General features: G+C 73.1%; 12 protein-coding genes. 6 read left to right on the top strand and 6 right to left on the bottom strand.

Annotation, left to right across the window (positions count from 1 at the left end; translation table 11 throughout):
• Nucleotides 1–9: 9 nt before the first annotated feature.
• The 3 genes from ACXKZB_RS10440 to ACXKZB_RS10450 are packed head-to-tail and all read right to left on the bottom strand — an operon-like array spanning nt 10 to nt 3113.
• Nucleotides 10–1239 carry a D-alanyl-D-alanine carboxypeptidase family protein gene (locus ACXKZB_RS10440; RefSeq protein WP_488823090.1) on the bottom strand — a complete coding sequence of 410 codons (1230 nt, stop codon included), beginning with the start codon at nt 1237–1239 and terminating at the stop codon, nt 10–12.
• A gap of 25 nt (nt 1240–1264) precedes the next feature.
• Nucleotides 1265–1831 carry a DUF1097 domain-containing protein gene (locus ACXKZB_RS10445; RefSeq protein ID WP_488823092.1) on the bottom strand — a complete coding sequence of 189 codons (567 nt, stop codon included), beginning with the start codon at nt 1829–1831 and terminating at the stop codon, nt 1265–1267.
• Nucleotides 1824–3113, bottom strand: a complete 1290-nt coding sequence (locus ACXKZB_RS10450; protein WP_488823094.1) for an amidohydrolase family protein — start codon at nt 3111–3113, stop codon at nt 1824–1826. The genes ACXKZB_RS10445 and ACXKZB_RS10450 overlap by 8 nt, the downstream gene beginning before the upstream one ends.
• A gap of 146 nt (nt 3114–3259) precedes the next feature.
• On the opposite strand from ACXKZB_RS10450, the gene ACXKZB_RS10455 reads away from it, so the two are divergent.
• From ACXKZB_RS10455 to ACXKZB_RS10465, 3 genes are read left to right on the top strand one after another with little or no spacing between them, the layout of a single operon-like run.
• A complete protein-coding gene (locus tag ACXKZB_RS10455; RefSeq protein ID WP_488823096.1) occupies nt 3260–3952 on the top strand; it encodes a FadR/GntR family transcriptional regulator in 693 nt (230 codons plus the stop codon).
• A complete protein-coding gene (locus ACXKZB_RS10460) occupies nt 3949–5052 on the top strand; it encodes an acetamidase/formamidase family protein (RefSeq protein ID WP_488823098.1) in 1104 nt (367 codons plus the stop codon). The genes ACXKZB_RS10455 and ACXKZB_RS10460 overlap by 4 nt, the downstream gene beginning before the upstream one ends.
• A complete protein-coding gene (locus ACXKZB_RS10465; RefSeq protein WP_488823099.1) occupies nt 5049–6620 on the top strand; it encodes an AtzH-like domain-containing protein in 1572 nt (523 codons plus the stop codon). The genes ACXKZB_RS10460 and ACXKZB_RS10465 overlap by 4 nt, the downstream gene beginning before the upstream one ends.
• Before the next feature lie 35 nt (nt 6621–6655).
• Here ACXKZB_RS10465 and ACXKZB_RS10470 read toward each other — a convergent pair whose 3' ends face one another.
• On the bottom strand, nt 6656–7474 hold the full coding sequence (locus ACXKZB_RS10470) for a TrmH family RNA methyltransferase (protein ID WP_488823100.1): 819 nt from the start codon (nt 7472–7474) through the stop codon (nt 6656–6658).
• A 166-nt stretch (nt 7475–7640) separates the two neighbouring features.
• Here ACXKZB_RS10470 and ACXKZB_RS10475 point away from each other — a divergent pair, with 166 nt between their 5' ends.
• Genes ACXKZB_RS10475 through ACXKZB_RS10485 form a run of 3 tightly spaced genes read left to right on the top strand, consistent with a single transcriptional unit; the run spans nt 7641 to nt 10000 of the window.
• Nucleotides 7641–8567: a Sir2 family NAD-dependent protein deacetylase gene (locus ACXKZB_RS10475; protein WP_488823101.1), complete on the top strand. Its 927-nt coding sequence runs from the start codon at nt 7641–7643 to the stop codon at nt 8565–8567.
• A complete protein-coding gene (locus ACXKZB_RS10480; RefSeq protein WP_488823102.1) occupies nt 8564–9202 on the top strand; it encodes a histidine phosphatase family protein in 639 nt (212 codons plus the stop codon). Before ACXKZB_RS10475 ends, ACXKZB_RS10480 begins: the two co-directional genes overlap by 4 nt.
• A gap of 57 nt (nt 9203–9259) precedes the next feature.
• A complete protein-coding gene (locus ACXKZB_RS10485) occupies nt 9260–10000 on the top strand; it encodes a hypothetical protein (protein WP_488823103.1) in 741 nt (246 codons plus the stop codon).
• A gap of 97 nt (nt 10001–10097) precedes the next feature.
• On the opposite strand, the gene ACXKZB_RS10490 is transcribed toward ACXKZB_RS10485, so the two are convergent.
• Together ACXKZB_RS10490 and ACXKZB_RS10495 are read right to left on the bottom strand one after the other, a co-directional pair.
• Entirely contained in the window at nt 10098–11171 is a 1074-nt protein-coding gene (locus ACXKZB_RS10490) for a glycosyltransferase family 4 protein (protein ID WP_488825882.1), read from the bottom strand.
• Between the two features lie 5 nt (nt 11172–11176).
• On the bottom strand, nt 11177–12178 hold the full coding sequence (locus tag ACXKZB_RS10495) for an alpha/beta fold hydrolase (RefSeq protein ID WP_488823104.1): 1002 nt from the start codon (nt 12176–12178) through the stop codon (nt 11177–11179).
• Nucleotides 12179–12224 lie beyond the last annotated feature (46 nt).

Raw genomic sequence — 12224 nt, forward strand, 5'->3', positions numbered from 1 at the left:
CGGGGCCCGTCAGCCCTGGAACGGGTTCGTCCAGCGCCACCAGACGCCGGGGTCGTCGATCGTCCGCTCGAGCACGAGCGGCACCGTCACCGGGTCGTGGTCCGTGACCGTGAAGCGGACCGTCCCGACCCGCTCGCCCTTCGTCCCGAGGGTGACCTCGTCGAGGTGCGCCTTCGCCCGCACCTTCGTCTTCCCCCAGACCAGGACCTCGGCCGCCTTCGCGGTGACCGCGTCGGCCTCGTCCTGCCAGGGGGTGGAGAACGTGCCGAAGGTCTGCCCGGCGTGGGTGAGGGGCACGACCTGGAAGTTGTCGGCGACCGACCGGAGCAGCCGTTGCACGTCGACGTCGAGCGAGTCGTGGTCGACCCCGCCGAGCATCACGCCGATGACGGTGACGTCGCGTCCGCCGCGCTCGTAGGTCGCCGCGAACAGCAGGCAGGCGCCCGCTTCGTCGAGGGTGCCGGTCTTGATGCCCTCGATGCCGTCCAGACCGAGGAGCTTGTTCGAGTTCTCGATCTCACCGACCGTCGGGATCGTGACGTCCTTCGTGCCGACGATCTCCTTGACGACCGGATCCGCGAGCGCGAGCTGGCCGAGGTCGACCAGGTCGGTGGCGGTCGAGGTGTTCTGCGGGTCGAGACCGGTCGGCTCGTGGATCGTGGTGTCGTCGAGGTCGTACTCCTCGAGCCACTTCGTCGCCGCCTGCTCGTACTCGGCGATCGAGCCGAACGCCCAGATGGCGAGGGCGCCGGCGTAGTTGTTCGCAGACTTCATGAGCATCACCTGGAACGCCTGGTGCTCGGTGAGCTTCAGGCCCGCCGGCATCGGCGCGACCTCGCCGTTCATCGCCGCGTACTTGGCGTACAGCGACTCCATCTTCGGTGTGAAGGTGATCGCGGGACCGGACTCCCCCGCAGCCATCGGCTTCTCGTCGAGCACCACGAGCGCCGTGACGATCTTGGTGATGCTCGCGATCGAGCGGGGCTTCGCGTCGCCGCTGGTGCGCAGGCTCTCCGGGAAGTCGGTGGCCTCGACCGCGGTGGCGCCGTAGCCGGGGAAGCTCAGGGCCGGCACGCTCGACGTCGGGGCGGAGTACGTCGTGGTCGAGGCGCTCGCCGGGCCGAACGGCACGACGGCCGCGGCCACGAGGTACCCGGCGACGAGCACGAGGACCGCGATGGCGGAGATCGTCACGGGCCTCCGGACGGCGGAGCGGGGGCGGCGGACGACTCGTGACACGGGAACCGAGCGTACCGGTCGGTCCCTAGACCCGGGCTGCGACCGGCTGCTCGGCGGCGGGCGTGTCCGTCGTCGCCCCGGTCGTGGCGGGCCGCGCGAACGTCAGCCGTCGGGACAGGTACGCGAACACCGGGCCGAGCGCGTTCATCACGACGACCGAGACCCATGCCGCCCAGGCGTTGCCCGGATCGAAGCCGAAGCCGCCGAAGCACGTCGCGAAGAACGAGGCGAACCCGAGGAACATGCCGGGGACGAGCCCGAACAGCCGCGTCCGACCCGTGTACATCAGGGCGCAGTTGACGACCAGGATGAGCAGCGCGAGCACCGTGTTCCGCGCGGCCTGCCCCTCGCCGAGCACCGTGCCGAAGCGCTGGTCGAGCAGCACGATCACGAGGCCGAAGGCGGACCCGATCGGCATCGCCGCCCAGAGCCGGGTGGCGTTCCGGAGCGTCGGCTTCGCCCCGAGCAGGAACATCCCCGCCCAGCTGATGAAGATCGCCCAGGTGGGCAGGTGCAGCGCGTTGCCGCCGATGAACGCCGTGGTGCCGGCGAGGACCGAGGCGACGATCTCGTGCGGGATCCGTTCACGCATGGGTGAGCTCCTTCGATCGAGTGGTGGACCCGGTGGTGAGTCGGGTGGTCCTGGTGGTCTCCGCGACGACGCGGCCGCGCTTGAACACGAGGTTCCGGTCGGGGCGGTCGAGCAGGACCCCCTCCGGGTCGGTCGTTGACAGGACGACCAGGTCGGCGGCGGCTCCCGGCCGGATGCCGTGGGTGTCGGCGACGCCCACGACGCGGGCTGCGGACGACGTGGCCATCTCGAGCACGCGCCCGAGGTCGTCGGGGCCGGACAGGTGCCCCACCTGCGCGAGCAGCAACCCGATGTCGAGCAGGTCCGCGTTGCCGAACGGCGTGAACGCGTTGCGGACGTTGTTCGACGAGTAGGCGCTCGTGACGCCGGCGTCCCAGAGTTCGCGCACCGGGACGACCCCGCGGCGGACGTCCCGGTCGTCCGAGCGACCGCCGAGGTGCAGGTCCGTGGCGGGCAACGGCACCACCGCGACACCGGCCGCGGCGAGCTTCGCGAGCACGGCGCTGCGCGGGGCCGGCGGCAGGCTGGCGAGCGAGGTCACGTGTCCGAGGGCGACCCGGTCCTGCAGCCCGCGAGCGGCGACGCGGTCGGCGATGTGCCCGGCGAGGGCGAACCGCGGGTCGGACGTGTCGTCGGCGAAGTCGGCGTGCAGGTCGGCCGGCACGTCGAACTCCTCGGCGAGGTCGAGGACGGTCTCGACGTGCTCGTGGCACGCGGCCAGGGTCGCCTCGTTGTAGGTGCAGCCGCCGATCACGTCGGCGCCGGCGGCGAGCGCCCGGCGGAGCAGGGCGAGCGTGCCCGGCGCCTTCGCGATGCCCTCCTGCGGGAACGCGACGATCTGCAGGTCCAGGGCGTCGCGGTACTCGTCGCGCAGGGCGAGGAGCACCTCGACGCCGGTCAGTCCGACGACGGGGTCGACGTCGGGGTGTGCCCGGACGAGTGTCGTGCCGTTGCTGATCGCCTGGTCGAGCAGGGTCCGGGCGCGGTCACGGACGGTGTCGTGGGTGAAGCCGCGCTTGAGCTCCCCCGTCACCGCGATCGCGCCGGCGAGGGTGCCGTCGGGGTTCGGTCGTTCGCGGTCGAGCAGTGCCTTGTCGACGTGCAGGTGGGCCTCGATGAGCCCGGGGATCACGACGCGACCGGCACAGTCCACGACGTGCGCCGCGCCGGTCGACTCGTCCTCCGTGCCCGCCTCGGCGACCCGGACGATGGTGCCGTCGGCGACGTGGACGTCGACCAGGCGGCCGTCGGTCAGGCGGGCGGTGCGCAGGATCAGGTCCATGGTGGTTCTTCCTCGCATCGGGATGGATCGGACGTGACCCACCCTTCGCCCGCCGTGTTTCCGGCTCCGACCCGACGTGTGACGAGCGTGTAAACGTTGGTCGTACCAATGAACCAATCGGACCAACGGACCGTAGGCTCCTGCCCATGCAGAGAGGCCGCACACTGAGCGCCGCGACCGCCGCGCACCTGGCCCGCCTGGTGCTCGAGGACCTGGCACCCGGCGACAAGCTCCCGCCGGAGCGGACCCTGGCCGAGGACCTCGCCGTGTCACGCACCACGGTGCGTGAGGCCATGCAGGAGCTCGAGCGCCGTCGGCTCGTCTCCCGGACACCCGGCCGTGGCACCGTCGTGCTGCCGCGCTCCGAGGAGGCGACCGCCCTGCTCGAGCAGCAGACGGGCGCGGCCCACGGTGACGACCTGGCGCGACGAGCCGAGCACGTCGCCGAGTTCCGCACGGTGGTCGAGCCGAAGGTCGCCGGCCTCGCCGCGGTCCGTGCCGGCGAAGCGGACCTGCTCGCCCTCGAACGCGTCCTCGCCGCCACGCACGCGGGGCTCACCCCCGAGGAGTCACTGGCCCAGGACGTCGCCTTCCACGTGCAGGTCGCACGTGCCTCCGGCAACCCGCTGCTGGTGTCCCTGTGCGAGCTCAGCAGCGGGTGGGTGCAGGACGTCCGTGCCCGGTCGCACAGCACCAGCGAGGGTCGCCGCTCGTCGTTCGTCTGGCACGAACGGATCCTCGACTGCATCCGACGTCACGACGAGGACGGCGCCCGTGACGCGATGACCGACCACCTCGCCGACGTCGCCCACCTCGTCGAACGGAAGGCCGACCGATGACCACGATGACGACTCCCGCGATCCCGACCCTGCAGCCCGGTGCGGGCCCCGTCCGCTCGGCGCGCTACCTGCCCGTCGACCCCGACACGGTCCTCTGGGGTCGACTGCCGAACGGCGACGACCGGCCCGCGATCACGATCGCGCCCGGCGACGACGTGACGATCGACACCGTCAGCCACGAGGGCATCCTGCCCGACCAGGGCAGCGACCCGCGCACGTACTTCGGGTCGCACGGGGTCGCCCCCGAGCACGTGCTGGACGACGCCGTCGCGATCGCCAGGAGCGGCCACCGGGACCCAGCCACCGACGGCCCGCACGTGGTCTCCGGCCCGATCGCCGTCGAGGGTGCCGAACCGGGCGACGTCCTGACCATGACGGTGCTCGAGACGCTGCCGCGCGTGCACTACGGCGTCGTCTCGAACCGGCACGGCCGTGGTGCCCTGCACGGCGAGTACCCGGTCGACTGCACCACGGTCAGCGTCTTCGCCGACGTGGTCGACACGGCCGAGGGCCGGCGGGGCCGCATCCCCCTGACCGGGGCCCGCGACCGCTTCGCGCACTTCCCGCTGGCCCCCTTCCTCGGCATCATGGGCGTCGCGACGCCCGGCGAGCGGTTGCACTCGGTGCCACCGGGCCGGCACGGCGGCAACGTCGACGTGAACCTGCTGCAGGTCGGCGCGCAGCTGCACCTGCCGGTCCTGGTGCCCGGGGCGCTCGCCTACGTCGGCGACCCGCACTTCGCGCAGGGCGACGGTGAGGTCGCCCTGACCGCGATGGAGGCATCGCTCCGTGCGACCGTCCGGTTCGACGTCACGCCCGCCGCCGAGGCCGCGCAGCAGTTCGGTGACCTGGTCTGGCCGCTCGTCGAGACCCACGAGTTCCTCGTGCCGACCGGCATGGACCCGGACCTCGACGAGGCCGTCCGCGCCTGCGTCCGGCACGCCGTCGCGATCCTCGGTGCCCGCTGGGGCATGGAGCCGCACCTGGCGTACGCGTACCTGTCGGCGGCGACGGACTTCAACATCTCGCAGGTGGTCGACCTGGTCACCGGCGTACACGCCCGCATCCGCAAGGCCGACTTCGAGGAGCCCGCCCGATGACCACAGGAGCGCCGGAGGGCCTGCTCGACGCCCTCGACGCGTACGAGGCCGCCCTCGCCGCGAACGACCTCGACGCCCTCGACGCCGCGTTCGTCGACGCGCCCGGCACGATGCGCGGGGACGACCGCGGCCTGCTCGTCGGGCACGACGCGATCAGCGCGTTCCGCGGGGCACGGGGTGGGGTCCAGACCCGCTCGCTGACGCGCGTCGAGGTCCGCTCCCTGGCCGACGGACTCGCCCTGGTCGTGTCGGTGTCCGAGTTCGCGGCGGGTGGGCACGGCCTCCAGACCCAGCTGTGGCGCCGCGACGGCGACACGGGCACCCACACGGGGTCCGGCACCGGCACCCCACCGCGCTGGCGCATCGAGGCCGCGCACGTCACCGGCCGCCCCAAGGCGTTCGACACCACGCTCTGGCGGGCCGTCGGGGACCCACTCGTCGCCCCGACCGCGTCCGGACCGCTCGACGGACGCACCGTCGCGGTGAAGGACCTCTACGCCGTCCCCGGCCAGCCCGTCGGCGCCGGCAACCCCACGTACCTGCGCGAGTCCCCCGTCCAGGCCGCGCCGGCCGCCGCCGTCGCCGCGCTCCTCGACGCCGGCGCGTCGATCCGCGGCATCGCGCGCACCGACGAGTTCGCGTACAACCTGACGGGTCGCAACGAACACCACGGCACCCCGCCCAACGGGGCGGTCCCGACCCGACTGCCGGGAGGCTCGTCCAGCGGATCCGCATCGGCCGTCCGTCTCGGGATGGCCGAGATCGGGATCGGCACGGACACCGCGGGATCGGTGCGGGTCCCCGCCTCGTACCAGGGGCTGTGGGGCCTCCGGACGACCCACGGCGCGGTCTCCCGACAGGGCCTGCTCCCGCTGGCGCCGTCCTTCGACACGGTGGGGTGGCTCACCCGGAGCGCCGACGTCCTGCTCGCGGCGCTCGACGCCAGCATGCCGTCAGTGTCGGCGACCGCGTCGGACGAGCCGACCGAGCTGCTCGTGCCCGCTGAGCTGGTGGACCTCGTCGAGCCCGCCGTCGCTCAGGCCTTCGCCGCGTTCGTCGCCGGACAGGACGCACCGATCGGTCCTGTGCGGCTCGCCGACCTCGGGGTCCCGCCGCTCGAGGACCTGCGCGAACTCCTGCGCCTCGTGCAGGCCGCCGAGGCCGTCGCCGCCCACGGTGCCTGGATCGACGCCCACCCCGGCGCCCTGAGCGCCGTCGTCGGCGACCGGTTCGCCGCCGCTCGGGCGAACGACCGCGCCGCCACCGCCGACGCCGTCGCGCGACTCGACGACGTCCGGGCCACGATCCGCACGGCGCTCGCCGACCGGACCCTGCTCTTCCCGACCGTCCCGGGGCCCGCACCGCTCATCGCCGCCGACACCACGGCGCTCGAACGCACCCGGACCGCGACGACGGCGATGACGAGCCTCGCGAGCGTCGGCGGCCTGCCTGCGGTCAGCGCTCCCGCCCTCACCGTGGACGGCGCTCCTGTCGGCGTCTGCCTGGTCGGCGGACCGGGCACCGACCGTGCCCTGGTGATCCGCGCCGGACGGATGCTGCAGCACTGACGCGAGCCGCGCCTCCCGGTCCGCTCGTCGCGGCGCTAGGAGGCGAGCCGCTGGGCCTGGGTGACCGCCCACAGTCCGACGGCGCTCGCCGCGGCGATGTTGAGCGAGTCGACGCCGTGCGCCATCGGGATCCGCACCGTCGTGTCGGCCGACGCGATCGCCGCGGGCGTCAGCCCCTGCCCCTCGGTGCCCATGACGAGCGCCACCTTGCCGGGGACGTCACGGGCGAACTCGGCCAGGTCGACGGACTCGTCGGTGAGCGCCATCGCGGCGAGGTGGAAGCCCTGCGCGCGCAGTTCCTCGCCCGCCGCCGGCCACTCGCCGATCCGGGTCCACGGGATCTGCAGGACCGTGCCCATGCTCACCCGGACGCTCCGGCGGTACAGCGGGTCGGCGCAGCGCGGGCTGACCAGGACCGCGTCGGCGCCCAGACCGGCGACGCTGCGGAACACGGCTCCGACGTTCGTGTGGTCGACGATGTCCTCGAGCACGACGACGAGCTTCGCGTCCCGCACCACCTCGGCGACCGTCGGCAGCTCGGGGCGCTGCACCGCGGCGATCGCGCCACGGTGCATGCGGAAGCCGGTGAGTTCCTCGAGCAGGGCGTCGGGACCGACGAAGACCGGACCGTCGTGGTCGGCGACCAGCGGCAGGACGCTGTCGAGCCACTTCTCCTGCACCAGGATGCTCCGGGGGACGTGCCCGGCACGGACCGCGCGCTCGATGACCGTGTTCGACTCGGCGATGTACAGGCCGCCCTCCGGTTCGCTCACCCGGCGGAGCGCCACGTCGGTCAGACGGGCGAAGTCGTCGAGGCGGGTGTCGTCGAGGGAGTCGATGCGGACGGGGTGCACGGGGCTCGTTTCGGTGTGGTGCAGGTGGTGGGCCGGCCGGTGACGCGCTGGTGTGGCGGCTGGCGTCGCGGCCGGTGTGGCGGCTGGTGTCGCGGTTGCCGTCGCGGCTGGCGTGCCGGTCGGGAAGCGACCGGGACGGTCGGCTGTTGAGGGTACCGTGAACAGGGTGCTGGATGATGCTGCGTCGACGACCGGACCGCCCACCGGGGCGCCGACCGGTCCGCCGACCGCGGACGACCTCGACCGCGTGGTCGAGGTGCTCGCGGGCAAACGTTTCGCCGTGCTCTCCGGCGCCGGCCTGAGCACCGACTCCGGCATCCCCGACTACCGCGGCGCCGGACGCGTCGTGCGCAAGCCGATGACGTTCCAGGAGTTCCGATCGGACGCCGCCAAGCGGCAGCGGTACTGGGCCGGCTCGCACCTCGGCTGGCGGAGCTTCGCCGCAGCCCGGCCGAACGAGGGACACCGGGCACTCGCCGCGCTCGAGCAGGCGGGTGTCGTCACCGGGGTCATCACCCAGAACGTCGACGGTCTGCACCTCCGTGCCGGATCGCGCCGCGTCGTCGAGATCCACGGGTCGATGGACCGCGCCCTCTGCCTGACGTGCGGGCAGGTGTTCTCGCGCGCCGACCTCGCCACGACGATCGACCGCGCCAACCCGTGGATCGACGAGCCCGGCTCGGTGCAGCTGCAGCCCGACGGCGATGTCGAGATCACCGACGTCGAACGCTTCGTGGTGCCCGACTGCTCCGTGTGCGGCGGGATGCTCAAACCGGACGTCGTGTTCTTCGGCGAGTTCGTGCCGACCGAGAAGTTCCACGAGGCCGTGTCGATCGTCGCCGACGCCGAAGCGCTGCTCGTGGTGGGGTCATCGCTGACCGTGAACTCCGGCGTGCGGCTCGTCGACCACGCTGCCCGCCGCAAGAACCCCGTGGTCATCGTGAACCGCGGTGCCACCCGCAGCGACCGCCGCGCAGCCGTGAAGCTCGACGGTGGGACGACCGAGACGCTGGTGCACCTGGCCGAGCGGCTGGGGGCGGCGGGGTCCGCGCCCGCGGGGTCCGCTCAGCCGTCTGGGATGATCGACGGGTGACGACGCTCCTGTACCTGGTCCGGCACGGTGAGACCGACTGGAACGCGCAGCGCCGCATCCAGGGTTCCACCGACATCCCGCTCAACGACACCGGACGGCGACAGGCCGCCGACGCCGCCGAGCTCCTCGCCCGACGGCGGTTCGACGCCGTCGTCGCCTCACCGCTCTCCCGCGCCGCCGAGACCGGGGCGATCATCGCCGACCGCCTCGGACTGGCAGCGCCCACCACGTACCCCGGGTTGGCGGAACGCTCCTACGGCGAGGCCGAGGGACTCACCGACACCGAGGTCACGGCCCGGTACCCCCACGACGACATCCCCGGGCGCGAGTCCCGGTCGGCGCTGCTCGCCCGCATCACCGAGACGCTCGGCGAGATCGCGGTGCGCTTGGACGGCGGGGTCGTGGTCGTCGCCACCCACGGCGCGGTGATCCGGAGCGTGGTGAACGAGGCGGCGCCCGGCACCGCCGATCGGCACGCCACCCCGATCCGCAACGGCTCGATCCACTCGTTCCGCTGGGACCCCGAGCGCTTCCACGCGGAGCTCGTCCGGTTCGACGACCCGATCGACGACGTCTCGGACGGGCCCGGGCGGTACGCGTTCGACTACCAGAACCCGCTGGAACGCCGGGGCTGAGCGGACGGCAGGGCCGTCCTGCGACTAGGCTCCGACGCACCCGAACCAGGGGGCGACATGGTGACCGACGGAACCGACACGGGTGGCTGGCAAGCCGCCGACCGGCAGGACGACGACCTCGACCGTGCCTTCGGTCCCGAGACCGCCAGCGTGCAGACCCGCACGATGGGACAACGGGCCCGCACCTGGCTCGTCATCGGCGGCAGCACCGTCCTCGTCGCCGGGGTGATCGCCCTCGTGCTCGGCACCATCATCGGCAGCGTGCAGAACGGCATCGGCGGCGTGTTCCCCCGACCGGACATGGCCCTCGACCGGCTCGACGACCGGCTCGCCGACGTGCCGGGCGTCACCGAGGTCCGTCACCACCGGGCCGAGAAGACCGGCTTCGCGAGCTACGACGCCACCGCGACGATCACGGCCGACCCGTCGCTGGACGCCGCCGCCCGGACCGACCTCGTCGACGCGCTGAGCCGTGCGACCGACTCGGCTGGCGGCAACGGCGTCCGGGTCGTCGCGATCGCCGACCTCGGCACCCTCGAGGTGGGTGTCTCCGACTCCCGTGCGGTCACGGCGAAGCGCCTGGTGCTGGCGGACACGCTCGACCACATCGGCGGGGTCACGGCCGTCCGCTGCTCGTGGGAACGCGGTGGCACCCCGTCGGACCGCGCCGCCGACCAGGCGATCACCGTCGAGACCCCGGGACGAGGGGCTGCCGTCCCGCCGATCGTGGCGCGGGTGACCGAGGAGACGCACAAGGTGTTCCCCGGGGCGAGCGTCGAGGTGGTCGCGGCGAAGTAGCGGTCATCGTTCGTGTGGCCGACGCGGAACGACGGAACCGATGTCGTACGACGTCGACCATGTCGCATCGCGTCGCGCGTCCCCGCCCCGCCCCCGCCTACCGCGCGCGCCGGTCGGCCACGGCCCGCTCGACCGCCCGCACCACCTGCTCCGCCGAGTCCTGCCACCGGAACCGCGCCGCCCGCTCGACCGACTGCGCCGAGGCCTCGTCCCACCGTTCCTCGACCCGCCGCACCGCAGCAGCGACTGCCGACGGCGAGGCCGGGTCGAAGTACTCGGCCGCACCGCCGCCGATCTCGCGGAAGATCGGGATGTCGCTCACCACGACCGGGGTACCGACGCCCATCGCCTCGACGAGCGGGATGCCGAAGCCCTCGTCGAACGACGCGGTCGCCAGGGCGGTCGCCGACCGGAGCACGGACAGGTACTCCTCGTCGGTCGCACCGTCGTGGAACACGATCGCCCCGGCCGGCGCGAGCGCCTCGAGCCGTGCGCGGTCGGCGTCCGAGACCCGTGACATGCAGTGCAGGGTCCAGTCCGCCCCGAGCAGCGGCAGCGCGGCCGCCAGTGTCTCGACGTTCTTGTAGGGCATGAACGAACCCATGTAGACGAGCGAGCGGTCGCGCGGCGCGCCGCCCACTCGCGGTGTCGCCGGGTCGGCGGCGTTGTACGCCACCGTCACGGGACGCTTCGTCAGCCGGTGCTCGGCGATGAGCCCGGCGGTCGTCTCCGACACGGTGACGACCCCGTCGGCGCCGTTCAGCAGGAACCGCTGCGGCGCCCACGACAGGTGGAACGCGCGCCACCCGAGCCGGAGCGGCCACGAGAACTCCCGCGGCGGCGTGCGGTTCCGGTAGTAGATCAGGTCGTGCAGCGTCAGCACGAGCGTGTAGTCGCGCCCCCGCGAGCCCATCGTCTGCATCGGCGAGAACACCGCGTCGAGGCCGAGCCGGTTCACCCGTCGCGCGACGAGCGGCTCCCCCGCGTCGGTCGGTGCTGGCAGCAGCTCCCACGGCAGGTCGCGCGGCAGGGATTCGAGCTGGCGCTCGTCGTGGACGAGCAGCACGAAGTCGTGCCGGTCGGGCAGGTTCCAGGCGACCCCGGCGGTGAACCGGCTGATGCCGTCGTGGCGGCCGATGCGGACGTAGCGGCAGTCGATGCCGATGCGCAGGCGCGTCACGCGTCGGTCTCCTCGGTCGCGCTGGCCGTCGTCGCGGTCGCCCTGGAGGCCCGTCCCGCGCCCGCCGGTCGGCCCGCCTTGGCGGCGCGGCCGCGTCCAGGGCGCGCGGGTGTGTCCGCCATCCGGCGCAGCACGGCGGCGGCGGCCGGTGCCGGTGTCTCGTAGTGGACCAGGTGGCCGACCCCGGGGATGACCACGAGCTCGGCATCGTGCAGGCGTGCGGCCAGGGCGCGCTGCTCCGGCACCGCCGTGATGTCGTCGTGCTCGGCGGCGATCATCAGGACCGGCACGTCGATGCGGTCCGCGTACTCGGACACGTCGTGGGTGACCGAGGTGCGGAACGCCTCGAGCACGCTCGTGCGGTTCGCGAAGGCCGAGAAGTAGCGGTCGTGCTGGTCGTGCACCCAGCGGCGCATCCCGCGGTCGTGGGACTTGAGCATCGCGATGCTCATCACCCGCACGATGGCGGCGTTCCGCAGGATGCCGAGCCCGATCGGCTTCGGCAGCACCGCGCCGGCCCGGTAGTAGCCGATCGCGATCCCGGTGCCGACCGCCCGGGGTCCCTGCAGCGCGGGGGCGGCGATCGGGTTCACGAGGACGAGCAGCCGGGTGTCGAGCCCCGCTGCGACGGTGGCGGACACCACGATCGAGCCGAACGAGTGCCCGAGCACGACGGCGTCGCGCCCGAGTCCGAGCGCGGCGTGGAACGCGGTCAACCAGGCGACGTACGACTCGATGTCGGACACCGGCAGCGGGTCGGACACGCCGAAGCCGGGCAGGTCGGGCACGATCACGCGCACGCCCGCCAGGTGCGCGGCGATGGTCTCGAGGCCGTGGTGGTCGCCACGGAAGCCGTGCACCGCCAGGACGGTCTGCGTCGCGTCGGACGGCCCGTACTCCCAGTAGTGCGTGGTGCGGCCGTCGACCTGCACGGACCGGTGGACCACCGGCGTGGCGGCCATGAGCGACTGGTACGGGGAGAGCACGGGCGGTTGCATCGGCGCCAGTCTACGAAGACATCCGCACGAAACCCCGGACACCCGC

The organism is Curtobacterium sp. ABR8 (assembly GCF_057812125.1).

Coding starts and splice junctions, on each gene's coding strand:
- ACXKZB_RS10445 (WP_488823092.1), bottom strand. CDS start 1,831: ATGCGTGAACGGATCCCGCACGAGATCGTCGCCTCGGTCCTCGCCGGC.
- ACXKZB_RS10450 (WP_488823094.1), bottom strand. CDS start 3,113: ATGGACCTGATCCTGCGCACCGCCCGCCTGACCGACGGCCGCCTGGTC.
- ACXKZB_RS10455 (WP_488823096.1), top strand. CDS start 3,260: ATGCAGAGAGGCCGCACACTGAGCGCCGCGACCGCCGCGCACCTGGCC.
- ACXKZB_RS10460 (WP_488823098.1), top strand. CDS start 3,949: ATGACCACGATGACGACTCCCGCGATCCCGACCCTGCAGCCCGGTGCG.
- ACXKZB_RS10465 (WP_488823099.1), top strand. CDS start 5,049: ATGACCACAGGAGCGCCGGAGGGCCTGCTCGACGCCCTCGACGCGTAC.
- ACXKZB_RS10485 (WP_488823103.1), top strand. CDS start 9,260: ATGGTGACCGACGGAACCGACACGGGTGGCTGGCAAGCCGCCGACCGG.
- ACXKZB_RS10495 (WP_488823104.1), bottom strand. CDS start 12,178: ATGCAACCGCCCGTGCTCTCCCCGTACCAGTCGCTCATGGCCGCCACG.